26 protein-coding genes and 3 pseudogenes are annotated in these 23,492 nt (G+C 60.0%); 19 read left to right on the top strand and 10 right to left on the bottom strand.

Translation table 11 applies throughout. The features are described from left to right. Positions 1-21: 21 nt before the first annotated feature. Positions 22-2,496, bottom strand: coding sequence for a YbcC family protein (locus BXA07_RS27065; protein ID WP_244556418.1), 2,475 nt, complete (start codon positions 2,494-2,496; stop codon positions 22-24). A 96-nt stretch (positions 2,497-2,592) separates the two neighbouring features. Next, entirely contained in the window at positions 2,593-4,143 is a 1,551-nt protein-coding gene (locus tag BXA07_RS27060) for an NADH-quinone oxidoreductase subunit L (RefSeq protein WP_076572686.1), read from the bottom strand. A 97-nt stretch (positions 4,144-4,240) separates the two neighbouring features. Between BXA07_RS27060 and BXA07_RS27055 the strand changes: the two genes are divergently transcribed. Beyond that, the gene (locus BXA07_RS27055; RefSeq protein ID WP_076572684.1) at positions 4,241-5,164 is read left to right on the top strand and encodes a LysR family transcriptional regulator; all 924 of its coding nucleotides are present in this window, start codon (positions 4,241-4,243) and stop codon (positions 5,162-5,164) included. Positions 5,165-5,357: 193 nt separating this feature from the next. Here the strand turns inward: BXA07_RS27055 and BXA07_RS31455 are convergent, their stop codons facing one another. Together BXA07_RS31455 and BXA07_RS31710 are read right to left on the bottom strand one after the other, a co-directional pair. Next, positions 5,358-5,789 (bottom strand): GAF domain-containing protein, encoded by a 432-nt coding sequence (locus BXA07_RS31455; protein ID WP_244556417.1) that lies wholly within the window; start codon positions 5,787-5,789, stop codon positions 5,358-5,360. Between the two features lie 102 nt (positions 5,790-5,891). After that, positions 5,892-6,122: pseudogene (locus tag BXA07_RS31710) on the bottom strand (helix-turn-helix domain-containing protein); the annotation flags it as partial. Positions 6,123-6,353: 231 nt separating this feature from the next. Here BXA07_RS31710 and BXA07_RS27045 point away from each other — a divergent pair. From BXA07_RS27045 to BXA07_RS27035, 3 genes and pseudogenes are all read left to right on the top strand, one after another. Continuing rightward, positions 6,354-8,441, top strand: a complete 2,088-nt coding sequence (locus tag BXA07_RS27045) for a methyl-accepting chemotaxis protein (protein ID WP_083708572.1) — start codon at positions 6,354-6,356, stop codon at positions 8,439-8,441. 2 nt (positions 8,442-8,443) lie between these two features. After that, positions 8,444-9,805: a chemotaxis protein CheW gene (locus BXA07_RS27040; protein WP_076572678.1), complete on the top strand. Its 1,362-nt coding sequence runs from the start codon at positions 8,444-8,446 to the stop codon at positions 9,803-9,805. 371 nt (positions 9,806-10,176) lie between these two features. After that, positions 10,177-10,347, top strand: a pseudogene (locus BXA07_RS27035) (recombinase family protein); the annotation flags it as partial. A gap of 52 nt (positions 10,348-10,399) precedes the next feature. Here BXA07_RS27035 and merE read toward each other — a convergent pair. The 6 genes from merE to merT are packed head-to-tail and all read right to left on the bottom strand — an operon-like array spanning position 10,400 to position 13,547. Beyond that, positions 10,400-10,636 carry a broad-spectrum mercury transporter MerE gene (merE, locus tag BXA07_RS27030; protein WP_001087809.1) on the bottom strand — a complete coding sequence of 79 codons (237 nt, stop codon included), beginning with the start codon at positions 10,634-10,636 and terminating at the stop codon, positions 10,400-10,402. After that, complete coding sequence (merD, locus tag BXA07_RS27025; RefSeq protein WP_010466447.1) at positions 10,633-10,998, bottom strand: mercury resistance co-regulator MerD; 366 nt, start codon at positions 10,996-10,998, stop codon at positions 10,633-10,635. The genes merE and merD overlap by 4 nt, the downstream gene beginning before the upstream one ends. Positions 10,999-11,014: 16 nt before the next feature. Beyond that, on the bottom strand, positions 11,015-12,661 hold the full coding sequence (gene merA, locus BXA07_RS27020; RefSeq protein ID WP_073656515.1) for a mercury(II) reductase: 1,647 nt from the start codon (positions 12,659-12,661) through the stop codon (positions 11,015-11,017). After that, on the bottom strand, positions 12,658-12,903 hold the full coding sequence (gene merF, locus BXA07_RS27015; protein ID WP_000654684.1) for a mercury resistance system transport protein MerF: 246 nt from the start codon (positions 12,901-12,903) through the stop codon (positions 12,658-12,660). The genes merA and merF overlap by 4 nt, the downstream gene beginning before the upstream one ends. Before the next feature lie 2 nt (positions 12,904-12,905). Next, on the bottom strand, positions 12,906-13,181 hold the full coding sequence (gene merP, locus BXA07_RS27010; protein ID WP_000735441.1) for a mercury resistance system periplasmic binding protein MerP: 276 nt from the start codon (positions 13,179-13,181) through the stop codon (positions 12,906-12,908). A 15-nt stretch (positions 13,182-13,196) separates the two neighbouring features. Further along, positions 13,197-13,547, bottom strand: a complete 351-nt coding sequence (merT, locus tag BXA07_RS27005) for a mercuric ion transporter MerT (RefSeq protein ID WP_001294667.1) — start codon at positions 13,545-13,547, stop codon at positions 13,197-13,199. Between the two features lie 71 nt (positions 13,548-13,618). On the opposite strand from merT, the gene merR reads away from it, so the two are divergent. The 15 genes and pseudogenes from merR (at position 13,619) to BXA07_RS26925 (ending at position 23,194) form a co-directional block, all read left to right on the top strand. After that, positions 13,619-14,053: a mercury resistance transcriptional regulator MerR gene (merR, locus tag BXA07_RS27000; RefSeq protein WP_000429838.1), complete on the top strand. Its 435-nt coding sequence runs from the start codon at positions 13,619-13,621 to the stop codon at positions 14,051-14,053. Positions 14,054-14,275: 222 nt separating this feature from the next. Beyond that, complete coding sequence (locus BXA07_RS26990) at positions 14,276-14,566, top strand: nucleotidyltransferase family protein (RefSeq protein ID WP_001247892.1); 291 nt, start codon at positions 14,276-14,278, stop codon at positions 14,564-14,566. Continuing rightward, entirely contained in the window at positions 14,563-14,949 is a 387-nt protein-coding gene (locus tag BXA07_RS26985; RefSeq protein ID WP_003100872.1) for a HepT-like ribonuclease domain-containing protein, read from the top strand. Before BXA07_RS26990 ends, BXA07_RS26985 begins: the two co-directional genes overlap by 4 nt. A 236-nt stretch (positions 14,950-15,185) precedes the next feature. Beyond that, entirely contained in the window at positions 15,186-15,542 is a 357-nt protein-coding gene (locus tag BXA07_RS26980) for a cupin domain-containing protein (RefSeq protein ID WP_003465043.1), read from the top strand. Positions 15,543-15,796: 254 nt separating this feature from the next. Beyond that, on the top strand, positions 15,797-16,123 hold the full coding sequence (locus BXA07_RS26975) for a hypothetical protein (protein ID WP_003100858.1): 327 nt from the start codon (positions 15,797-15,799) through the stop codon (positions 16,121-16,123). Continuing rightward, entirely contained in the window at positions 16,120-16,620 is a 501-nt protein-coding gene (locus BXA07_RS26970; protein WP_003100856.1) for a hypothetical protein, read from the top strand. Before BXA07_RS26975 ends, BXA07_RS26970 begins: the two co-directional genes overlap by 4 nt. Further along, complete coding sequence (locus BXA07_RS26965) at positions 16,617-16,988, top strand: hypothetical protein (protein ID WP_003100853.1); 372 nt, start codon at positions 16,617-16,619, stop codon at positions 16,986-16,988. Before BXA07_RS26970 ends, BXA07_RS26965 begins: the two co-directional genes overlap by 4 nt. Further along, the gene (locus BXA07_RS26960) at positions 16,982-17,539 is read left to right on the top strand and encodes a recombinase family protein (protein ID WP_003100847.1); all 558 of its coding nucleotides are present in this window, start codon (positions 16,982-16,984) and stop codon (positions 17,537-17,539) included. The genes BXA07_RS26965 and BXA07_RS26960 overlap by 7 nt, the downstream gene beginning before the upstream one ends. Positions 17,540-17,583: 44 nt before the next feature. Beyond that, positions 17,584-18,261 (top strand): GntR family transcriptional regulator, encoded by a 678-nt coding sequence (locus BXA07_RS26955; protein WP_016487046.1) that lies wholly within the window; start codon positions 17,584-17,586, stop codon positions 18,259-18,261. Between the two features lie 81 nt (positions 18,262-18,342). After that, positions 18,343-18,897, top strand: a complete 555-nt coding sequence (locus BXA07_RS26950; protein ID WP_076572676.1) for a TetR/AcrR family transcriptional regulator — start codon at positions 18,343-18,345, stop codon at positions 18,895-18,897. Further along, positions 18,894-19,532, top strand: a pseudogene (locus BXA07_RS26945) (cysteine hydrolase); the annotation flags it as partial. The gene BXA07_RS26950 and the pseudogene BXA07_RS26945, both read left to right, overlap by 4 nt. A gap of 54 nt (positions 19,533-19,586) precedes the next feature. After that, positions 19,587-19,811 (top strand): DUF2798 domain-containing protein, encoded by a 225-nt coding sequence (locus BXA07_RS26940; protein WP_003465037.1) that lies wholly within the window; start codon positions 19,587-19,589, stop codon positions 19,809-19,811. Positions 19,812-20,091: 280 nt separating this feature from the next. Next, on the top strand, positions 20,092-21,144 hold the full coding sequence (locus BXA07_RS26935; RefSeq protein ID WP_003465034.1) for an ABC transporter substrate-binding protein: 1,053 nt from the start codon (positions 20,092-20,094) through the stop codon (positions 21,142-21,144). A gap of 325 nt (positions 21,145-21,469) precedes the next feature. Further along, positions 21,470-22,399, top strand: coding sequence for an ABC transporter permease (locus tag BXA07_RS26930; protein ID WP_003465031.1), 930 nt, complete (start codon positions 21,470-21,472; stop codon positions 22,397-22,399). Continuing rightward, entirely contained in the window at positions 22,400-23,194 is a 795-nt protein-coding gene (locus BXA07_RS26925) for an ABC transporter permease (RefSeq protein ID WP_003465028.1), read from the top strand. Positions 23,195-23,492: the final 298 nt, after the last annotated feature.

Below are 23,492 nucleotides of genomic sequence, written 5' to 3'. Positions count from 1 at the left end.
CAGCGTAACAGGATGGTACCGTCACGCCAACTCCGTGCACAGCGGCGACCACGAGCCATCGTGGTAGCGGTCGAACCCTGTCGCGCTGAAGCGCCAGAGGTGCACCCAGCCGTTATCGACCAGTTGCGCAACCACGGCATGCTTAGCCATAACCGCCTCGATGGCAGCTCGAGGTGCATCGATGGCCACGGTCAACCGCAAAGGCTCGTGCACCCACTGCTCTCCGTCGTGCAGCGACTGCCGAGACAAGCCAATACGTAGATCTCCTCCATTTCCTTCGAACACGCCAATGTTGCCACCCACCACGTTGTGCAAGAGTTTGTTTCCGCTACCCAGCCGTTGCGATTCAACGGTGGATGCGTGGTACTGCCAGTTAATCCAGTGCGTGACCAGCATAGGCGCAGTCATCAGCAGCTCCAAGACGCTGCCGTCGGTGTCCTTGTCGGCGTCGTAGTCATGCAGGAAAGTGCGGCCATTCAATACGCTTGCGCGGCTTCTTGCGCGCGGCGCGATCAAGAAAGCTGCGTTGCCCGCCAGACCCCATTCAGGGCGGGTTTGGGCCCCGTCATTGGCGCGCGCGCGCAGCTGGCCCAACAGCGCATCGTGCGATGCGCGCGGGTCAATCCCCAGCGCTGGGGCGCGTTCCCTGCGTACCCGGTCGCAGGCGTGTGTAAACGCCGCCTGCACGCGCTCCCAGCGCCGGGTCGCCAGGTTTGGCGGTAAATCGAGATCGAACCAGTAAACTTCATCGGTGGTGGTATTGTGCAACGCTGCCGCGAAGACCGTGGTCGGCAGGATCGTCAACCCTTGAGCCTGCAAAGCGTCCCGGACCGCTGCGTCGTTGAGCAGCCCTGCTAGCACCCGTGCGTTCACTTCCCCGCTCTGACCGCAGCATGCACCGCATTCCAACGCGGATGCGTGCGCGTTGTTTTCCGACTGGCTGCCATGACCGATCAGGAGCACGAGTGGCGCCAGTTCCCGGTCAAGCCCCATCGCGTGCAGAACCCGCTGCGCCAGCGCGACTTTGCCATCCAGATTCAGTCCGAGAAGCTGCAGTCGGCACAGCGCCCGATACCGGGCGGGCAAGCCATCCAGGTCGTCGTTGACGCGCGCTCGTTTGCTCGGTCGCATCCACTTACCGAGTTTCCCCAGGTAGCCTAGACCGGCCGCTTCCACGAATGAAAAGGCTGAGCCCGGCCACAGGTTCGCCGAATTCCACTGATTCGTAAGCGCAAACCGCGCGCGACGCGCGTGGCTGGCAGCGCGTAATAAGGCCACATCGGTCTCGCGCTCTGCCGGGTCAGCGCTGGTGATGCAGTCGCCCACCTCCAGGGTGGGCGCGAGCAAACCCGGTAGCTGGGGTCGGCGTGCCGGCGTTGCCACAGGCGTGTACGCGATCGGCAGTCCGAAGAAACCGGCAAATCCAATGGTCTCGATGGAAGGCCACTCGGCCTCCAGGGCGCGCCTCAGCCGTTCGCTGCGAACATCGATGCAAAAGGCGGCCTGGACTGCGACGTCCGACCGCGCGATCCGATCGCGGCTGCGCGGAGATAGCCGCTGAGCCAGTTCACGCTGGTACCCGATCTCCAGTGCCAGTTGCCACACCTCGTCGATGAGACTGCTTTCTTCCGCGCGCTGCAAGACAGCGGTGGACCGGCTCCAGGCTGCCTGCAGCGCCTCTTGCGCGAGCCTAGCCTGCGCCGCCTGTTTTGACTCCAGCAGGATGACACCCCACGCCAGACGAATGGCCAATAATTCGCGCAAGTGGGTGTCCTGCTGACCGGAAAGCCTGGCTTCCCACCCCAGATAAGCGCACCAGGAAGCCCAGCCATTTACGGTCAGCAGTACGGCCTCGAGGTAGTCCGCCCATACTGCTTGCGGCAGCCCCAACTGGCGCAAGACCCAGCGCTCGGCTTGCGCTGCCGTTGCTGGCAGGGCATCTAGGACACGACCGATATGTGGCAAGCCCATGAGCATGCCAATGCCGTGGTCATGCTGCAATGTCTCGCGCCAAAATGCGTATAGGCCCTGGCCGCGTTCCGGTTGCCAGCTGGCCTGGTGCCTGTCGAAATAGGCTGCGCAGGTCTGGCTGACCTGATGCGTGATTGCCTGCCGCCAGGACAGTCTGGAATGGCGGTCGGCAGCGTCGTCAAGGACATCGATCAGAAGCGGTAGCTGCGCTTGCTCCTCCGATTGCTCCAGGGCCTCCACGCATTGCGTCGGCGACAAACCTGTCGTCTGCGCCGCAGGGAGTTGTTGCAGAGCCTGGTTTAGGTCAGGGGTGCCGATGCGGCCGCTGCGCCATGCGCGAAGTTGATCGTTGCGCGATGGAAAGACCCGGATGCCCCCGAGCACGGCCATCCGCGCGGCCACCTGCCGTACCGGCAAGCCGATATGCGACCAGTGCGGATTGACCGCAATGGCCCGGTCAAGCGGCCACGCGGGAGCAATCGCCGCGCAGGCCTGCACGCACGCGTTCTCGATCGCGGCGCTCAGGAACGCCGAATCGGCGCTGGACTCATCTGTACGCTCGGCGGCGGCAAGGTGTCGGGTCGCGAAAGTTTCGGTCACAAGGTTCTCCATGGTTTCAGTTCAGGGTGCGCGGGCAAGGTGGGTTGCGCCAGGCACGCAATTCGGGCCGGTGGGCGTCTTGGTGGTCCACTGGTGTGGCCAGAGGAGCAGGGTTAGCCGGGTGTAGGCTTCGTCCAGATAGAAACCTGCGTAGCTCCATCGACGCCACCCGGACAGACGCTGCGCGTGGCGCTGGAGCAGCGCCTGGAAGACATACAAGGCCACCATGCCGAGCAGTGCCACCATGCCGAGACGGTTATCCGGGGCATCCTGCAATGTGAACGGCAAGGCGTGCGCAGCTAGCGCAGCGATAGTCAACCCGACGACGATAGCGACCCCACACAGCCAGTGCCCGATAGCGGGCAGGGAGGCAGGCAGCCATAGCAGCGGCGCCCATGCTACTCCCAGCAATAGGCTCCACCACAAGGGCCAGGCAGTAGCATCAGTGAGTGTCGTTGTTAGCAATACCGCCGACATCGAAAGCGCCGGTGCGGCAACGAGGCTGAAGCCGGTCGGTCTAGTGGCTTCGCGCAGCGCCTGCAGGCGCGTCTCGCGCACCGCTCCAGAGGCGGACAGAAAGGCATGGGCCTTGTACAGCGAGTGGCCGATCAGATGCAGCGCTGCCAGAGTGTAGAGCCCAAGGGCGCATTCAAGCAGCATAAAGCCCATCTGGGCTACCGTGGACCACGCAAGCTTCACCTTGATGCTGATGCGTGTGAGCATTACCATACCGGCCAACACTGCGCTCGCCAGGCCGAGCACCAGTAACAGAACACGCGCGGCCATGGCTTGTTCCAGCAGCGGCGCGAAGCGGATCAGCACAAAGCCACCAAGATTAATGACGCCAGCGTGCAGCAGGGCTGACACGGGGGTAGGCGCTTCCATGACTTGGATTAACCAACCATGAACCGGCAGCAGCGCTGTGCGTATTGCGACGGCAAGCACCAGAAGTACAGCGCTGGCCTGCAGGGGAAATGACATGCCATGCTGGCCGATGTGGGCCAAGAGTGACGAGAGGGACCCGCTTCCAACAGTCCACCACGCCAGCGCCGCGGCACCGACTAAGGTCAGATCGGCAAAGCGATCGGCGATCCGTTTCTTGTGCGCCGCCAGCAAGGCGAACGGGCGATCGGAATAAAAACACAAAAGCGACTCCAGGGCCAATCCGACGGCCGCCCAGGCACCGATGAGAACGAGCCAGTGATCGGCCAGCAAAAGCAGATGGACGCTGGCCAACACCGCAGTCAGGCCCCCAATGTAGCGGCGTTGATGGGCTTCGCCCGCCAGATAGCGGGCAGAAAACGCTGCGATAACGGTGCCGAGTAGTTGCACCAGGATTGCCAGCACAAGACTGAATGTCGTTATATTGACCACGCCCGCCCCATAAACGCCATTTGGTACGGTTGCGAGTGCAACCGCACTCACTCCCAACGCAGCGGGCGAGATGACCTGAACTAAATGCCACAGCCGGGTAGTGTGGAGCCAGCCTGTTCGGGCCAGTCCAGAAAGCGCGGCCATCATCACCGCCGCTGCCAAGGCGCAGCTAAGATACATTGCTTGGGAAAGATCCATCTTTTAACCTCTTCAAATTGCATCGAAGAATGATGGCCGAGTACGAGAGCACTGTAAAATAGATTATTAATGCCAAATTAATCCTGAAAAGAGAACAATGCACCTTGCTCAACTCAATTTCAATCATCTGTTTTATTTCTGGAATGTCGCAAAGTCAGGGCATCTGACGCGAGCCGCTGAAGCGCTGCACACGTCGCAGTCGGCACTTTCTTCCCAGATCCGCCAGCTGGAAGAACGTATCGGGGAAGAATTGTTCAGGCGCGAGGGTAGAAGGCTGTCGTTGACCGACGCCGGTCATCTGGTGCTTGCTTACGCGGATTCCATTTTTGGCCTGGGCGAGGAGATGCTGGCTCGCCTGCAAGGCCACGCTTCGGGCACAACTCGGCTGCGCGTGGGTAGCGTTGCGACCATGTCGCGAAATTATCAGGAGAACTGGATCCGGCCTGCACTTAGCGATTCAACCTTGGTGCTGACTCTAGAATCGGGTCTACTGGAAGGCCTGCTCTCACGATTGGCGCATCATCAGCTCGACGTCGTGCTGGCCAATGAAACGGTCCCCTCGAATCCCGATCGCCCCTTACATTGCCAGTTCCTCGGCAGCCAGGCGATCTCGTTAGTCGGTCCCGGCAATCAATGGGGAGGGAGGAAGCTCCGTATTCCAGAAGACCTCGATGGGCTTGATATCGCGTTACCCGGGCCACGGCACGCGTTACGAGTGCAGTTTGACGCACTCTGTGCTGCCGCTGGCGTGACAATTAGATTGCGGGCGGAAGTAGATGATATGGCCATGCTGCGCCTGATTGCGCGCGATAGCGGGTGGTTGGCCGTATTGCCTGAAGTGGTAGTGCAAGACGAGTTGCGAGACAACGTCCTCGTGGTCGTTGGGCGTTCCACTGAACTCCAGGAACGCTTTTACGCCATTACGACACCACGGCGGCGTCGCATTGACGTGCTCGAGCAACTGCTGCTAGGTGCGACACGCACCGGCGATGAGCAATCCGCCGGCACGGCCCTTACTTAGCTACTCCTCAATTAATTTAAGGGCGTTACCGCCGGCGAGCCTGAAACAAATTTCCGATCAGCCCCTTGCGGCCTCGATGACCTCGACAAGTTGATCGTACTTGTCGGCCTGGCGACCTTCAAGGGTAGTCATGTTCATGCTCCAGCGCGTAAATGTCCTGGACTTGGCAGGTTCGTTGAACCCGAGCGCGCCCTCAAGCGATAGTGTGGATCCGACCTATCTCGCCGCTGACAATGTCAGCTAATTCACGCAAGCCTCGCAACTGTTCTACGCTAAGAATCCGCGGATGCGAATCGAGTACACATAATGTTCCGAGACGGCTTCCATCTGCATTAGTGACGGGTACTCCAGCATAAAAACGGATATTAGGTTCGCCCAGGACCAACGGGTTATTGGAAAAGCGCTGATCGGCGCGCGCGTCTTCTACCAATAAACCTTCATCTGACAAGATCGCGTAATTGCAAAATGCATGCGCACGGGGCGTTTCCACCGCATTTACGCCGACACGCGATTTGAACCACTGCCGCTCTGAGCTAAGCAGTGAAACCAGCGCCATGGGGCAGTTGGTAAGTTGTGTGGCCAGCCAAGTAATACGGTCGTAGGCATGTTCGTGCGCGCTGTCCATCAATCGACTGCCTGCAAGAGCGAGAAGCCGCTTTTCTTCGTTGACAGGTAAGGGATAGTCCCTATTGATAGCCACACGGAACTCACCCGCAAGCTCAGTCGCTTGCTGGGAGTGCGCGCCGTCCTTAGAACTTTCTACGATATTTTGGAGACGGGTGATGGAACTTAAGCGGCAGCGCCGGTGCCCACCCGGTGTCTTCCAAGACGAAAGCTCACCCCGCTCCATCCAGGTTTGAGCCGTGCTTACGCTAACACCCAAAATATGGGATGCGTCGCGGGTTGTACAAATTGGGTCGTCGTCCAAGGAAGGACGAGCACGAACGTATGAGGCCATACGATACTTTAACAGAATCGCAAAGGAAGAAAGTTATGTCCAACCAAAAATATCGGAATTGGTAAAATCCGTAAAAACGACAAATTTGTGATTCTCCTTGACAGCAATAGTGATGGTGGGCAAGATAGACGACACAGTTCGTGAGAAGCCCCTTCCGTTCCGGACTGAGATTTAGTCAAGCCCTTTGTGTCTCTGTTGGCAAAGCCGCCCTGTGTGGGCAGAAAGTGTCGAATGAATCAGCTCCCGGGCGCCAGCCCATGTTCCACGTTGCAAGCGGCAGCGGATCGCTCAATCATGGAGGCGGTAAATCGGATCCAAGCCATGGTCGAGTTCGACCTCGAGGGGCATGTGTTGCACGCCAATCAACGTTTCCTAGACTGTATGGGATATGCATTGGAAGAGATCGTCGGGCAGCACCACCGCAGCTTTTGCACACCCGAGTTCGCATCAGCACCGGCCTATCAGACTTTCTGGCAACGACTTGGCGCGGGTAAAACAGACGCTGGGGAATACATGCGTTTGCATAAAAGCGGTCGTGACGTTTGGCTACAAGCCTCGTATAACCCAGTGCTAGCGCCGGACGGCACAGTACTCAAGATAATTAAGTTCGCGACTGACATTACCGAAGCGAAGGCACGCAATGCCGATAATGAAGGAAAAATCACCGCCATTAATCGTGTGCAGGCGGTCATCGAATTCGACCTGGCTGGCCATGTCTTGAACGCCAATGACAATTTCCTCGCTGTGTTCGGGTATAGCTTGGCCGAAATCGTCGGTCGTCATCACCGTCTGTTTTGTGAGCCCTCCTTCGCAAGTTCGATCGAATATGCAGGATTTTGGGATCACCTGTCAAAGGGCCGCGTGCATGCAGGGCAGTTCAAACGCCTGCGCAAGGACGGCACCCAAGTGTGGATCAACGCTAGTTACAACCCCGTACTCGGTCCGAACGGCGACCCCGTGAAGGTAGTCAAGTACGCAACGGACGTGACGGCTGCGACCCATCGTAATGCGGATTTCTCTGGGAAAATGACTGCAATAGAGCGCGTTCAGGCCATTGTGGAGTTCGACCTTCAGGGAAAGGTACTTGCGGCGAATAACAACTTCCTTGATACATTCGGCTATTCCCCAGATGAGGTAATCGGCCGACAACATGCAATGTTCTGCGAGAGTGAGTACGCCCGATCGCACGAATACCAAGCATTCTGGCGTCACTTGGGCACGGGTGAGTTCCATTCAGGGGAGTTTCGTCGCGTGGCCAAAGATGGGAGCGTGCGCTGGATCCAGGCCAGCTACAACCCAATTTTCGACGCAGATGGGAAGCCTTATAAGGTTGTTAAATTTGCGACAGATATTACAGGTCCTAAACAACGGAATTCGGAGATAAAGGGCAAACTCGACGCGATCGGACGCTCCCAGGCAGTAATTGAATTCGATTTGCGCGGTAATATTCTTTCAGCTAATAACCACTTTCTGCGCACGCTAGGCTACACGACTGATGAAGTAGTCGGCAAACACCATAGCATGTTCTGCGAGCATGAAGTTACGCAGAGTGCGGCTTATCGAAATTTCTGGGCCGATCTGGCAGAGGGCAAGTACCAGGCAGGTCGCTTTCTGCGCCGTTCGAAGCATGGTGCCGAGGTGTGGATATATGCGACCTACAATCCGATCTTCGATGCAGATGGCAATCCTTACCGAGTGATCAAGTTCGCCCTTGACATTACTCCCCAGGTCGTTCGCGAGCAACTCATCTCCGACAAAACAGCATCAATTTCGGACGTCCTATCTGAGCTCAGCGACTCAATCAGTAACATTACCGAGACCTCCAAACGCTCAGCGGCGCTGGCCGAGCAAACCCAGCAGGAAGCCGCCAGTGGCACGAATCTGCTTGCCCGGTCCCGTAGTGCCATCGTTGATATTCAAAAATCCTCTGGCGAGGTGCACGCGATCATCGAGACTATTGGTGACATCGCCCGTCAGACGCACCTGCTCGCCTTTAATGCAGCGATCGAGGCCGCGCGCGCAGGCGAGCATGGCGTTGGGTTCTCGGTGGTAGCCGATGAGGTGCGCAAGTTGGCCGAGAAGTCGGCCATGGCTGCCCGAGAAATAGCAGCGATGATTAATGAAACCGTTAGCCGCGTGGACGAGGGCGGCCGATTGTCTAGTGAGGTTGAGCTGGCGTTCGAACGCATTGTGCGCTCGGTAGCTCACACCACTGACTCGATCGACGAAATTCGGCGATCAGCCACGGCACAGGCATCGGCCACTGTGAATGTTAACGGCTTGCTCGCGCACCTGCAACGCACCACAGCGGAGAACTGAGCGTGACCAGCAGCACTGCGAAGTCAAGCTGGGTCGTCGCCGAGCTAGCTGCTGTGCGTCTCGCAGTTCCGGTCGGGACGGTATTGGGTGCCGTCTCGCGCCCCCCCGTCCACAGTCCGCTCGGGCGCCGAGAGGGAGCGGTATGCCAAGTAATTATGTACCAAGGACAAGCCATCCCGGTATTAGATCTGGCTTTGTGGGTGGACATCGGAGCGCCAGCTCCTAACCATCAAGCCCATCAGTATGTCATAGTGTTACGGCATGGTGATCGAATGGTCGGCGTATTAGTTGACGCAGTTGTTGGGGTAGCAAGCTTGCGCGTTGAGTCCGTCGTCCGGCTCCATCACAACGATTCGGAAAACGAGATCTTTCACAGCATTGCTCAGGACGATTCGGGTGCAATTCCGCTTAGTCTGCTCGACATGCCGAGGCTAATGGCATTGACGTCCATATGGTCTACCGATGTTCAGGAGGGCGGTACGTGTACAGAGTTGGCGCCCAAAACTGAGGAAGACAGTGCAGTCGCAAATTGGGCGGTGTTCGAGAGCGGTGGGCGGCGCCTCGCCGTGCGCGCGGAGGAGGTTGGCGAATTGCTGGAATTGCCAGTGCTGGAACGTTTGCCCGGATCAGGCGTTGCCGGCATCTGCCGTTGGCGCGGTCGGCACGTTCCCGTGCTCGACGGCGCTGCCCTTTTTGGAAGCGTTGGTGAGCAGAGGACAGCTGGTTTGCTTCTGACGCTAGGTTTCGGCGGAATGTCGCTCGGTTTTACGGTAGAGCGTGTCGTGCACCTGCGTCGCATCAGCGCCCAGGCGTCTAGCCAAGCATTGCCACTGGGGACACCGAGTTTCGTACAGTCGATCGTGCTCGACGACGGTTTGCCCTTGTACGTTATTAACACCGCGCGCCTTTTCAACTTGTTTCCGGAAGCATCGATGAGCCGAGCTGAAGTTGATAAGAGCCTGATTGCGGCACGCGGAAAAACTAATGCCGGTTCATATATCGTGTATCAAGCAGGCGCCATGGTCGCGTCGCCTATCGCAGGACTGGAGGAAGTCTTGGCTGGCAGCTCGACTGTGTGCACGAGCATGGAATGGCGCGGTAATGCATTGCCCGTAATCGACATGCGGACCGAGTCCTCCGTGGCTGGCAACGTGCTGGTACTACGCCATGAAGGAATCTTAATGGCGGTTCTGATCGAGAGGATTGAATCATTAGTAACACCCCATGGTGGGCACCTCAGCACAGTCGCCCTACCTGGCGCGCGCTTTGAGATGCTCACAACCGGTCGTGGGCCAAGTCAGGCTAGCTACCGGGTACTTGACCTGTGCGGCATCGCGGCTTCCCGTTTATCACGCGGCAACTGACATTCATTGTCCTTTTCCCGTAGGCTTAACGTGCTATTTCCCCGAAAACTATGGTTTCCCCTGTACGGACAACGAGAAAGTTACGATTGACGCGTGCAAGCCACTGGCCGCGCACTGTAGTTTTTGAACGCCCTCGCTTGTGGCCTTGAGCGACTCGACGCTCTGGCAAGACGCATCGGTCAGTTGTGTCATCGTGGCTGCGATTTGAAACGCACCGGCCGCCTGTGTCTGCATACCCCAAAGGACCTGATCAAACCGTTGCCCAATCGCTGTACCTGGAAGTCGTCGAGGAAAATTACTCGCTGCCGCGAGACTCGAGGATCGGTAGCCGGGCTTAGCGCCCGATTTTTTCCGTTTTCCCTATTCGCGCCAAGATGACCGCCGCCAAGCTGCGGCTGGCGATGGCGGCAATGGGTCAGCCAGAGACCAAGGTCGGCGACCTGTGCCAGGAACTTGGCGTCACGCGGCAGACCCTGTATCGGCATGTTTCACCCAAGGGTGAGCTACGTCCAGATGGCGAGAAGCTACTCAGCCGAATTTGATGCCGGCATGAGGCAACGTAGCGACAGCGTGGTTTGTCTCAATGGGAAGCGCTCATGATCGATCTTTGAAGGCCCGCAGCAGTCGTGTCACAGACAGGACGAACAAACCGGTCAGCGTGAGGGCTGCGATACCCCAGTACTCTCCGATGAACGCGCCGGCCGTCGTGCCGGCCAGCACAATGGCGAGAATCGGCAAATGGCAGGGACAGGTGAGCACGGCCAGCGCGCCCCACAGGTAGCCGGTGATCGGTTTGTGCGTCTCGGACGGCAAGCGCTCGGGGCTGTTCATGGCAGACTCTCCGCGTGCTGTGCCGGCTCGGTCGGCATGGTGGCCAACTGCACCTCCAGATCGGCCAACGCTTCGCGCCGACGCTCGACGAACTGGCGCAGAACGGCAAGCTGCGCGGCCGCTTCATCGCCGTCCGCAGCATCCAGCGCCCGGCACAGCCGCGCCAGCGCGTCCAGGCCGATGCCCGCCTCGAAGGCCGCCCGCACGAAGCACAGCCGTTGCAAGGCGGCATCATCGAACAGGCCATAGCCGCCCGGGGTGCACGCCACCGGACGCAGAAATCCGCGCAGCAGGTAGTCGCGCACGATATGCACGCTCACCCCGGCATCAAGGGCCAGCCGGGACACGGTGTAGGCGCTCATTGAAAACCTCCTTTTTTTATCCAGCGCAGCAGGAAAGCTGCTTCACGTCCTTGTTGAAGGTCTGCGCCGCAAGCTTCAACCCCTCGACCATTGTCAGGTAGGGGAACAACTGGTCGGCCAGTTCCTGCACCGTCATGCGGTTGCGGATGGCGAGCACCGCCGTCTGGATCAGTTCGCCCGCTTCCGGGGCCACCGCCTGCACGCCGATGAGCCGTCCGCTACCTTCCTCGATGACCAGCTTGATGAAGCCGCGTGTGTCGAAGTTGGCAAGCGCTCGCGGAACGTTGTCGAGTGTCAGCGTGCGACTGTCGGTCTCGATGCCATCGTGGTGCGCTTCCGCCTCGCTGTAGCCCACGGTGGCGACTTGCGGGTCGGTGAACACCACTGCCGGCATCGCGGTCAGATTGAGGGCTGCGTCGCCGCCGGTCATGTTGATCGCGGCACGGGTGCCGGCGGCCGCTGCCACGTAGACGAACTGCGGCTGGTCGGTGCAGTCGCCGGCCGCGTAGATGTTCGGGTTGCTCGTGCGCATGCCTTGGTCGATAACGATGGCCCCTTGCGCATTGACAGTGACCCCCGCCGCGTCCAGCGCGAGGCTGCGCGTATTCGGTGCCCGACCGGTGGCAACCAGCAACTTGTCAGCGCGCAATTCACCGTGTCCGGTGGTCAGCACGAATTCGCCGTTCACATGGGCGACCTGGCTGGCTTGCGTGTGCTCCAGCACCTCGATGCCCTCGGCGCGGAAAGCGGCTGTCACGGCCTCGCCGATGGCCGGGTCTTCCCGGAAGAACAAGGTGCTGCGTGCCAGGATCGTGACCTGGCTGCCGAGCCGGGCAAAGGCTTGCGCCAGTTCCAACGCCACCACCGACGAACCGATCACGGCCAGGCGTGCGGGAATGGTGTCGCTGACAAGCGCTTCGGTGGAAGTCCAGTAGGGTGACTCTTTCAGGCCCGGAATCGGCGGCACGGCCGGACTGGCACCGGTGGCGACCAGGCAGCGGTCGAACGTTACCTCGCGCTCGCTACCCTCGTTCAAACGGACGACCAGGCTCTGGTCGTCCTTGAAACGCGCTTCACCGTGCAAAACGGTGATGGCTGGATTGCCGTCCAGGATGCCTTCGTATTTGGCGTGCCGCAGTTCATCGACACGGGCCTGCTGCTGGGCCAGCAGTTTGCTGCGGTCAATCGCAGGCACAGTTGCCGCAATACCGCCGTCGAACGGACTTTCCCGGCGCAGATGGGCAATATGGGCAGCGCGGATCATGATCTTGGACGGCACACAGCCGATATTGACGCAGGTGCCGCCGATGGTGCCGCGTTCGATCAGCGTGACCGTCGCGCCTTGCTCGACGGCCTTCAGCGCCGCCGCCATCGCGGCCCCGCCGCTGCCAATGATGGCGATATGCAAACCGGCGCCCTCAAGTGCATCACGGATTTTTGGTTCATCTTTGAAATCACCAACCCGGATCGAGCCTTGATAACCCAATGCGGCGATGGCGGCCAGCAGTTGGTTGTGGCTCACGGCGGTGTCTGCCATGACTTGCGCGCGGCTTTCTGGATAGGACACCACAGCGGCATTCACGCCGGGAATCTTTTCCAAAGCATCTTTGACATGGGTGGCGCAGGATGTGCAGGTCATGCCATTCACGGTGATTTCGGTCATTTTTTTACTCCATTGAATTTCGGGGTGCAGCAGGCATCGGCTTGGCGTTTTCGTTGGATGGCGTAGATGGTCAAGCCGATGAAAATCGCCAGCGCAGGCAGCAGCACATAGTCCAGATAGCCGGTCAGCGCGGACAAGCCGACCACACCGAGCAAAATGACCAGAACAGGGGTGAAGCAACACAGCGCCACGAGGGTTGTGCCAATGATGCTGACCCGCAGCAGTGTCTTCGGGTCTTTCATGATCAGTTCTTGACTGATGATGGGTAGCCCGCATCCTCGGTAGCCTTGGTCAGTTTCTGCACGCTGGTCTTGGCATCATCGAAGGTGACCACCGCTTCGCGCGTCTCGAAGGTCACGTCAACTTTACTGACGCCATCGACCTTGGAAATCGCCTTCTTGACAGTGATCGGACAGGCCGAGCAGGTCATGCCCGGTACGGACAGCGTAACGGTCTGGGTGGCGGCCCACACGGGGGCAACAACGGCAGCGAGGGCAAGGGCGGAAAGCAGCTTTTTCATGGTGAACTCCTGTGATCAATAGAAAAATGGCACGACGTAGGGAAATCCGAGCGCGACCAAAACCAGCACGGCCACGCCCCAGAAAATGAGCTTGTAAGTAGCTCGCACTTGGGGAATCGCGCAAACCTCACCCGGTTTGCAGGCGGCTGACGGCCGGTAGATGCGCCGCCAGGCGAAGAACAACGCCACCAGCGCCACGCCGATAAAGATGGGGCGATAGGGTTCCAACACCGTCAAGTTGCCGATCCAAGCGCCGCTGAACCCCAAGGCGATCAGAACCAGCGGCCCGAGGCAGCAAGCCGAGGCGAGGATGGCGGCCAGCCCGCCAGTGAAGAGCGCGCCGCGCCCGTTTTGAGGTTCAGACATACGTTTGTCCTTTCGAATCTGAATTGGATAGCTTAAGCTTACTTCCGTAGTTATGTACGGAGTCAAGCGATATGGAAAACAATTTGGAGAACCTGACCATTGGCGTTTTCGCCAGGACGGCCGGGGTCAATGTGGAGACCATCCGGTTCTATCAGCGCAAGGGCTTGCTCCCGGAACCGGACAAGCCTTACGGCAGCATTCGCCGCTATGGCGAGACGGATGTAACGCGGGTGCGCTTCGTGAAATCAGCCCAGCGGTTGGGCTTCAGCCTGGATGAGATCGCCGAGCTGCTGCGGCTGGAGGATGGCACCCATTGCGAGGAAGCCAGCAGCCTGGCCGAGCACAAGCTCAAGGACGTGCGCGAGAGGATGGCTGACCTGGCGCGCATGGAGGCCGTGCTGTCTGATTTGGTGTGCGCCTGCCATGCGCGGAAGGGGAACGTTTCCTGCCCGCTGATTGCGTCACTGCAAGGGAAGAAAGAACCGCGCAGTGCGGACGCGGTGTAGCCCGAGGGAACTACGCCTTAGCGTGCTTTATTTTCCGTTTTCTGAGGCGACTCCAACGTCAGAAAAGACCGTGCGGTCGACTTTTGATATTTCGTGCTGTCGCCTTCTGAAAGTGACAGGCGCGGCACGGGAATCAAGGCATTGCGATTCTCGAAAATAGTTCTTGAAATTCTATTCTTGATTGCATATCATCTCAACGAGTTTCGATAAGAAAGGATGCCCATGCGACCGTCTGTTGTGCTTGACATGAAGCGAAGCGCAGTGCGTGAAGCGGTAGGCCGCTTTCGCGCCGCGAACCCGCGCGTCTTCGGCTCGGTGCTGCATGGCACCGACCGGGATGGCAGCGACCTCGACCTGTTGGTCGATGCGCTGCCCGGTGCCACGTTGTTGGACTTGGGCGATTTGGAAGAAGAACTGAAATCGCTGCTCGGCGTTGACGTCGATCTGCTGACTCCCGGCGACCTGCCGCCGAAGTTCCGGGCCAAGGTGCTCGCGGAGGCGCAACCGATATGAGCGAGAACCGCCTGCCCGATTACCTCGACCACATTCAGCAGGCCGCAACCGATGCGCGCAGCTTCGTGGAAGGGATGGCCAAGGACGACTTCTTGGCCGACAAGCGCACCCAGCAGGCCGTCATCATGAGCCTGATCGTCATCGGCGAGGCGGCCACAAAGGTGATGGATGGCTACGTCGAGTTCACCCAGGCGCATGCCGACGTGCCGTGGCGCAGCATGCGCAATATGCGTAATCGCATGGCTCACGGCTATTTCGACATCAACCTCGATGTGGTGTGGGAGACGGTACAGGAATGGCTGCCGGCGTTGCTCCAGCAATTGCCCGCCGTGCGTCAGGATGCCGACGATGAAGACCGTAACGACAAAGGCATGGAGCCATGACCAATCAAGCCGCCGATGTTCGGCCCCTCTGGCGTGTTCGATCCCGCGACCTATGAGCCGCGCTCGGGCAAGACCTTCTGGATGGCCGCAACGGACGTGAGTTCGCTGGTGGGCAAGGAGGCAGCAGCCGACACGCTCATCGGCAACTGCACGACCGCACGACCAGCCTCCCGTTCAAATTCGAGTTAGAACTCATATCCAGCCTGTCTGGGGGCACTGTGAAAGAGGGATCTCCGATGACTGTTGAATCGAGAATATTTTCTGTAGCCGAGTATGTTCAGCCGTCCGAAGGCGAGCCTATTCGTTCCGTTGTGCTTGAAACCCGAGACTCAATTATCGTGGTTTGGCATGTCCATCCCGGGCAGGAAATTGCGGCTCACATTCATCCTCACGGCCAAGACACGTGGACTGTTTTGTCGGGAATGGCTGATTACTTTCAGGGCAATGGGATTGTTCGTGCCCTCAGGGAAGGTGAGATAGCCGTGGCAAGACCGGGCCAAGTGCACGGGGCGCGAAATACAGGTACCGAGCCATTTGTGTTCGTCTCGGTTGTGGCATCAGCCAATGCCGGTTTCGTATTGGCTGAGCGATAGAGCCCAATCTCTGGAGTTGGTCCAATGAGCGGTCGGGGAGATAGGTAACAGACATGCAGCGGACACGGCTGCTAAACCAGGTCGCAAACCTCCTTGCGTCGCAGCGTGCCGCAAGCGACGCGATCAATCGAATGGGGTCGGCATGAGACTGAACACCATCCAGTTCCCGACCGCGTAGCCGCCTGTCCTGCCGATCAGGTCTTGACCATCGACGCCTGGGATCAGTCCTGAATGTTCTTGGAGACCACTACGTTATGAGCCGCAGCCGCCGCAAAACACCCATCGTCGGGCACACGACCTGCGGCAGCGAGCGCGAGGACAAGAAGCTCTGGCATCAGCGCTGGCGCACCCGTGAGCGCACGGCGCTGACCAGCGCGTCGCCCGAAGCCCTGAGCGCCCATCTGCCCCTGCTGGAAAACCAGGCCAGCAGCGTCTGGTCGATGGGCAAGGATGGCCGCTCCTACTGGCCCGTCAAGCGCCAGGCCGCCACGGCGGATCGCATCGCCAATCACAAGGGACGCAACCCGCAAGAACGCGCCTCCCTGAAAAAGCGCCTGCTGCGCAAGTGGATGAGCAAATGAAGCTCTCCTTCCATCAGCACATTGCGCTGTTCTGGATGATCGGTGCTCCGGGCGTCTTCGCGCCCGTGATCGAGAACGCCAAGCGGCCCGATGCCGGCGCCGTCATGGCGTGGGGTGTCGCGATCGTGGCGGTGATGATCCTCTTCACCCCTTTGCTGCTGCGCTGTCCACCATTCCGGCGCTGGTATGGCCGGACGGATGCGCTGTCGGAGCGGCAGCGCCAGGCGCTTGCCGAGCGCGGCCTGCGCCGCTACTACCAGACCGCTTTCGATGACGGCTACGTGCCCCGCGTGATGCCCTACGTGTGGCGCATCATCTGGACGGTCGGCGGGTTGATGGCTGTGACCGCCGTACTGCCTACCAACACCGGACGGCCAGCCTTCGATGCCTTGGTGGTCTTCTCGACCTGGTATCCGATAGGCGTGATGCTGCTGGTTTTCGCGTCGAGGCCCCTTGGCCGGTTGATTCGCCAAAGAGCACAGGAGCGGCGGAAATGAGCACGTCAACCATCGAGGCGCTGGCCAGCGCCTGGGCAAGGATTGCCGAGGAAGCGGAATTCCCCGCTGACTACGAGGGGACTGCCACACCACAAGCGCATCGGGCTAGCGAAGCTATTCAGGAGCAGATTCGGGAGCGCATCGTCGCCACCAACGACATGCGGCTGTTCAGCCTGCTGCACCTGCTGGGTCAGGCGTCGCTGCGCATGGAGCAAGCGCTGTGGCCGGAGGATTACGAGCGGATGACGCGCGAGGTTGAGGAAGCCCTGCGGCAAGCCACCGACGCCAACGCCAGATCGTACACCCACGAAGAAGTGATGCAGGCGATGCAGGAACGCATCGACCGGGCGCGAGACAAGCCATGTTGATTGGCTATGCGCGCGTCTCGACGCAGGATCAGAACCTGGAGCTGCAACGCGAAGCCTTGAGCAAGGCCGGATGTAAAAAGGTCTTCGAGGACAAGGTGAGTGGCACGCGGGCAGACCGGCCTGGCTTGGCCAAGACGCTCGAAATGCTGCGCGAAGGCGATACTTTGGTCGTCTGGAAGCTCGACCGGCTGGGCCGGTCGGTCAAGCAACTGGTCGATCTGGTCGGCGATCTGCACAAGCACGGTGTCCAGTTCAGGAGCCTCACCGACTCCATCGACACCGGCACACCATCCGGGCGGTTCTTCTTCCACGTCATGGCGAGCCTTGCCGAAATGGAGCGCGAGCTGACCGTCGAGCGCACCCGCGCCGGGCTGGAAGTCGCCAAGCAGCTCGGCCGCAAAGGCGGCCGCAAGCCGAAGATGACCGACAGCAAGATCGAGTCGGCCAAGAAGCTGCTGGCCAGCGGGGTGCCGCCCAAGGACGTGGCCAAGAACCTCGGCGTGTCCATTCCGACGCTGTACCGCTGGGTGCCAGCCTCCACGCACGCTTAGCGTGCTTTATTTTCCGTTTTCTGAGACGACCCCATGAGCGATCAATGAGCAACCCCTACCCTATTCAAACCCTCAATCACTCTTACCTGGGCAGTGGCATCTACGAGTTGCTGCGCGAGGCACTGATCACCGGGCGTTTCCAGCCCGATGACCGCCTGCGCATCCGCGACCTGGCCGAACAACTGGGCACCAGCGTCACACCGGTGCGCGACGCGATCCTGCAACTGGCCAAGGAACAGGCGCTGATCCTCAAGACCCCGCGTGACATCCGCGTACCCATCCTCACCGCCGCGCAATACGGCGAGATCCGCAGCATCCGCCTGGCGCTTGAAGGCCTGGCTGCGGAGACGGCCGCCGCGCTGGTGACCGACAGCGAACTCGCAGACCTGCAAGCCTGCATCGAAAACAACATCGCCGCGATCAACGCCCAGGACTTGCAAGCCGCTCTCAAGTGCAATCAGCAATTTCACTACGCGCTGACCACCATCGCGCGCATGCCGGTGCTGGCGGGTTTGCTCGATAGCCTGTGGATGCGCACCGGCCCACTGATCGCCCGTGCCTATGGCAACTTCAACGAGCGCATGGCCATCGACCATCACTGGGAAGTGCTCGACGCACTCAAGCGCCGCGATGGCGCGGCGGCACGGGCGGCCATCTGCCGTGACATTCTCGATGGCAACGAGAAGATGCTCGAGTACATCGAGATGGCGCAGGCGGACTGATTGGCAGTCAATTCGACTGTTGACGAAACATAGATGACCAGTTAGTTTATTAAAACTTTCTCATCACTGGATGTCTCTGTCATGGCTCGCCCGGTCAACCTCGAAGTCAGATCCCGTTTGCTGTCGATTGGCCGCCAGGTGGTTCACAACCGTGGCTTCAACGGCTGCGGCGTCCAGGACATCACCGCCGCTGCCGAGATTCCCAAGGGCTCTTTCTACAACTACTTCGCCAGCAAGGAAGACTTCGCGGCAGAGATCCTCGAGGAATACTGGACCTCGATCGAAACCCGCCACGGGCCGATCTTCTACGACGCCCGGGTCAAGCCGCTGGAGCGCATCGGCCAGTTCTTCCAGGCCCTGGTGCTCGAGCACGGCGAGCATGAATACAGCCTGGGTTGCCTGATTGGCAACCTGTCCCTGGAAATGTCCAATGGCAGCGAACAAACCCGCAAGCGTCTGGCCGATGTGCTGGCGCGCTGGGAAGGTTTGCTCGCGAGCTGCCTGCGTGAAGCGCAGCAGCGCCGCGAACTCTCTGAAACTCACGACGCCGAAGCGCTGGCCAGTGTCATCGTCGAAGGCTGGGAAGGTGCGGTCATGCGCGGCAAGGTCCTGCGCGACGGTGCACCTCTGCCCTGAGCAAAGCCGCCCTGGTGGTCATCGACCCACAGAACGACTTCCTCAGCCCTGCCGGCGCCAGTTGGGCGGTGTTCGGTGAGAGCATCGTCGAGAACAACACCGTCGAAAACCTGGAAAAACTGTTCAAGGCCTTCAAGGCTCACGACCTGCCCGTGGCCGTGTCGCCACACTATTACTACCCGCACGACCACGACTGGCATTTTGGCGGTCCGCTGGAAAAGGTCATGCACAGCATCTGCATGTTCGATCGCAAGGGACCGAACACCCTGGAAAACTTCGAAGGCTCCGGCGCCGATTTCCTCGAGATCTACAAGCCGTACATTCTCGACGGCGAGACCATCATCGCCTCGCCGCACAAGGTCTACGGCCCGGAAACCAACGACCTGGCGCTGCAATTGCGCAAGAAAGGCGTGTCGCAGATCATCCTCGCCGGCATGGCGGCCAACCTTTGCGTGGAATCACACCTGCGCGAACTGCTCGAACAGGGCTTTGAAATAGTCGTGGTACGCGACGCCACCGCCGGCCCGCGCCTGCCGGATGGCGACGGCTACCTGGCGGCCATCATCAATTACCGCTTCCTCGCCCACGGGCTGTGGACCACCGAAGAGACTATCGCGCAACTGCAACCGGCTTGATCGTGCCCGAGCGGCCGGGCATCGCGCCCCCCCGCTCTTTCTCGAGAACCCCCGATGAAAATCCCCGCCCGTTATGAGCATTTCGTTTTCGGCGTCGTTCAATCCGGCCTGACCTGCGCGGTCGCGGCCGCCATCGCCACCACACCCCATGCGCTCGACCTGGCCTTTGCCGGCCGCTGGTTGAACGCGTGGGCGCTGTCGTGGGTATCGATGTTGCCGGTGGTGGTGCTGGCGGCGCCGATGATTCGGCGCGTGGTGAGGCGGATGACGGTGGGCTGAATGACTTGGCTATGACTCACCCAACACACCGCCATCGCGAGCATGCTCGCTCCTACCGGGGGCTTCGGGGCTGCTCGCGACAGGCGCGCAAGCCCGCACCCGACGCACGAAATACTGTGCCCGTTCGCATTTTCGCAATAAACCACTTTTCATCCGCGCATTTGTAGCCGCTTCGTTCACGGACAAGCCGGTACATTAGACCTCCATGGTCCCGCAGAGCGACCGACAACAAAACCTACAGCTCGCCCAAGAAAATCTGCCAACCATTCGGAGTCTTTCCATGAGCACATTGCGCACTACAGCTTTCCAACTCGCGAGTCTGGCCCTGTTCATCGGTAGCGCCACCCAGGCCATGGCCGAGGACATCACGTTCGTATCCCAGGGCGGTGCTTATCAGGAAGCCCAGAGCAAGGCGATCCTGGAGCCTGCGGCGAAAAAGCTCGGTCTGACGCTCAAACAGGACAGCTCGCCCAAGGCCTACCCGATCATCAAGACCCAGGTCGAGAGCGGCAAGGTCACCTGGGACGTGGTGGACCTGCCCACTGGCGACTGCATCCGTGGCGAAGCCGAAGGGCTGTTCGAGAAGCTCGACCTTGCGCTGATTCCCAATGCCGCGCAAATACCCGACAGCCTCAAGGACGAATACAGCGTCGGCTACATCAGCTACTCCACGGTGCTGGCGTATCGCACGGACGCGTTCAAAGGCGCGGACGTACCCAAGACCTGGGCCGACTTCTGGGACACCAAAAAATACCCGGGCCAGCGCTCCCTACGTAACCTGCCACGTCCAACCCTGGAAATCGCGCTGCTGGCCGATGGCGTGCCGATGGACAAGCTCTATCCGCTGGACGTCGATCGCGCCTTCCGCAAGCTTGAGCAGATCAAGCCCGACATCGCCACCTGGTGGACGTCCGGCGGGCAGTCGGCGCAGCTGATCAGCGACGGCGAAGTGGACATGATCCAGGCCTGGAACGGCCGTATCACCGCCGTACAGGCCGCCGGCGCACCCGTGGCATTCGACTACAACCAGGGTGTGCTGGAAACCAACTCGTTGTGCGTCCTCAAAGGCTCGCCGCACAAGGTGGCCGCCATGAAATTCGTCAACGAGGCCATCGATGCCAAACTGCAAGCGGCGTTGCCGATGATCATCGACTACGGCCCGCTCAACCCCGAAGCCTTCAAGACCGGGGTAATCCCGGCCGAGCGCGAGGCCAAGCTGCCTTCCGCACCCGGCAACATCTCGCGCCAGGCCCTGCTCTCGGCGCAATGGTGGGCCTCCGAAGCCGGGGTCAAGGCCGAAGAACGCTGGTTGTCCTTCGTCCAGAAAAAATAGCCATCGGCCGTTGCTGCGCCGCAGGCCAGAGGCCTCGGCGCAGGACATGCCGTCTGCCCCCGCGATTTCGACATAAAGCGCTTGCGCACCGGTCAATTGCGTCCACTTCATTCGTTGGCATCCCGGTACATTAGGCCTGAGGGTCCCGCAGAGTGACCTGTGCAGACAACTCGCGCTCGCCTCAAGTACCTGCCCACCATTGGGAGTTCTTCACATGACATTACCCGAGCACCGCACCCTGCTGTCCGCCAGGACGACTGCCACCGCCAGCGCTACCCGTCAGTGCTGGATACCCTCCAGCACTGCGCAGTGACGAGAGGTCATCATGTCCAACGCCTATCTCGCCAAATCCATGCCCGACTCCAGCGACCAGCAGCACCAGCCGCCCATGACCAGCGAAGACGCCCTGGCCCGTGAAGAACGCAAGGAGCACACCTCCATGCTGTTGCTGCTCACCCCGGCGCTGGTCATGGTCGTGGTGCTGTTGATCATGCCGCTGTGCTGGCTGGCCTTTCAGTCGGTCCAGACCGAGGAAGGGTTTTCCCTGGCCAACTACATCCGGATTTTCCAGGAAAGCATTTACTGGGACACCTTCGCCCTGACCTTCAAGATCAGTTTCCTGGTGACGATCCTGTCGATCGTCATGGGCTTCCCCATTGCCTACGCCGCTTCGCGCCTGCAGGGTTTCTGGGCCAACCTGATTCTGATCTGCGTGATCCTGCCGTTCTGGACCAGCGTGCTGGTGCGGGCCTATGCCTGGCTGGTGCTCCTGCAACGCCGCGGACTGGTCAATCAGACGCTGATGGACCTTGGCATCATCGACCAACCCCTGACGCTGATGCACAACACCACTGGCACGGTAATCGGCACCCTGCACGTCATGCTGCCCTTTATGGTCCTGCCGCTGTATTCGGTGATGAAAAAAATCCCCCAGGACCTCATGCAAGCGTCCGAGAGCCTTGGCGCCAAACCCTTCTACACCTTCCGCCGGGTCTTCCTGCCGATGGCAGCGCCGGGGGTCATGGCCGGTTCCATCCTGGTGTTCGTCATCTGCCTAGGCTTCTTCATCACCCCGGAACTGCTCGGCGGTGGCCGCACGATCCTGGTGTCGATGCTGGTGCAACGCAACGTCGAGCTCTATCACGCCTGGGGCGCAGCCAGCGCAGTCGGCCTGGTGCTGCTGTTTGTGGTGTTCCTGATCTTCTGGGGCATCAATCGCTTCATCCCCATCGAACGCATCCTGGGAGCGCGCTAAATGAACCTGCTTGCCAACCTGCGTCACCTTCGCCTGTCCCACGTGCTGTTCACGGTGCTGGTCGCGGCGATCCTGCTGTACCTGATCATCCCGGTGCTGATCGTGGTACCCATGTCGTTCTCCGAGGCGCGCTTCCTGCAATTCCCTCCCAAGCAATGGTCCTTCCACTGGTACGAGGCGTTCTTCAACAGCGTGGAGTGGATGTCGGCGGCGCGGGTCAGTCTGATCACGGCATTTTTCACCATGGCCATCAGCCTGCCGATTGGTATGGCGGCCGCCTACGCCATCAACAACTCCAGCCTGAAGGTGGTGCGTACGCTGCAGATCATCCTGCTGCTGCCGATGATGGTGCCCATCATCCTGATCGCCGCCGGCGTGTTCTTCGTTTACGCCCGGGTCGGCCTGATCAGCACGCTGACCGGCCTGGTGCTGGCGCACATCATGCTCGCCTTGCCCTACGTGATCATCGCGCTGCTGGCCGGTCTGCGTAACTTCGACATGTCCCAGGAAATGGTGGCGCGCAGCCTGGGCATGAACCGCTTTCGCGCCTTCATGGCCGTGACCCTGCCGCAGATCAAGCCCAGTGTGGTCTCGGCGACACTGTTCGCCTTCATCACCTCGCTGGATGAAACTGTGGTGGCGCTGTTCATCTCCGGCGGCGACAACCAGACTCTGACCAAGCGCATGTTCACGGCGCTGCGCGACGAGATCGATCCGACCATTGCCGCTATCAGTTCGATCCTGATCCTGGCGTCGCTGATCCTGGTGGTGATTGCCGGTCGCAACAAACAATAACCAACAACGCACTCCCCCTCTGCAAACACACTTGCCCGCCATTGCGGGCAAGTGTGTTTTTGCGTCCTGACCACGCACGCCCATGCCGACGTGCAGCCCAGCACAGCCTGCCGTCACACGGCTTAATTCAGCATCTATCACCCGTGTCCAGGCCCATCTCGGGGGAACCGCAGAATTCGGAAAAAATCGTACGCTAAGCTAACGGTGTTCTCGTGACAGCTCTTTGACTAGGCTTTCTAAGGCCATTCTGATAGCCCTGACTTCCTGAAAAGCCATGGCTAAAATTTGTGCGGCTAAA

Source organism: Janthinobacterium sp. TND4EL3 (assembly GCF_900156175.1).
Lineage (GTDB): Bacteria > Pseudomonadota > Gammaproteobacteria > Burkholderiales > Burkholderiaceae_D > Janthinobacterium.
This window is presented reverse-complemented; position numbering and strand designations above follow the sequence as displayed.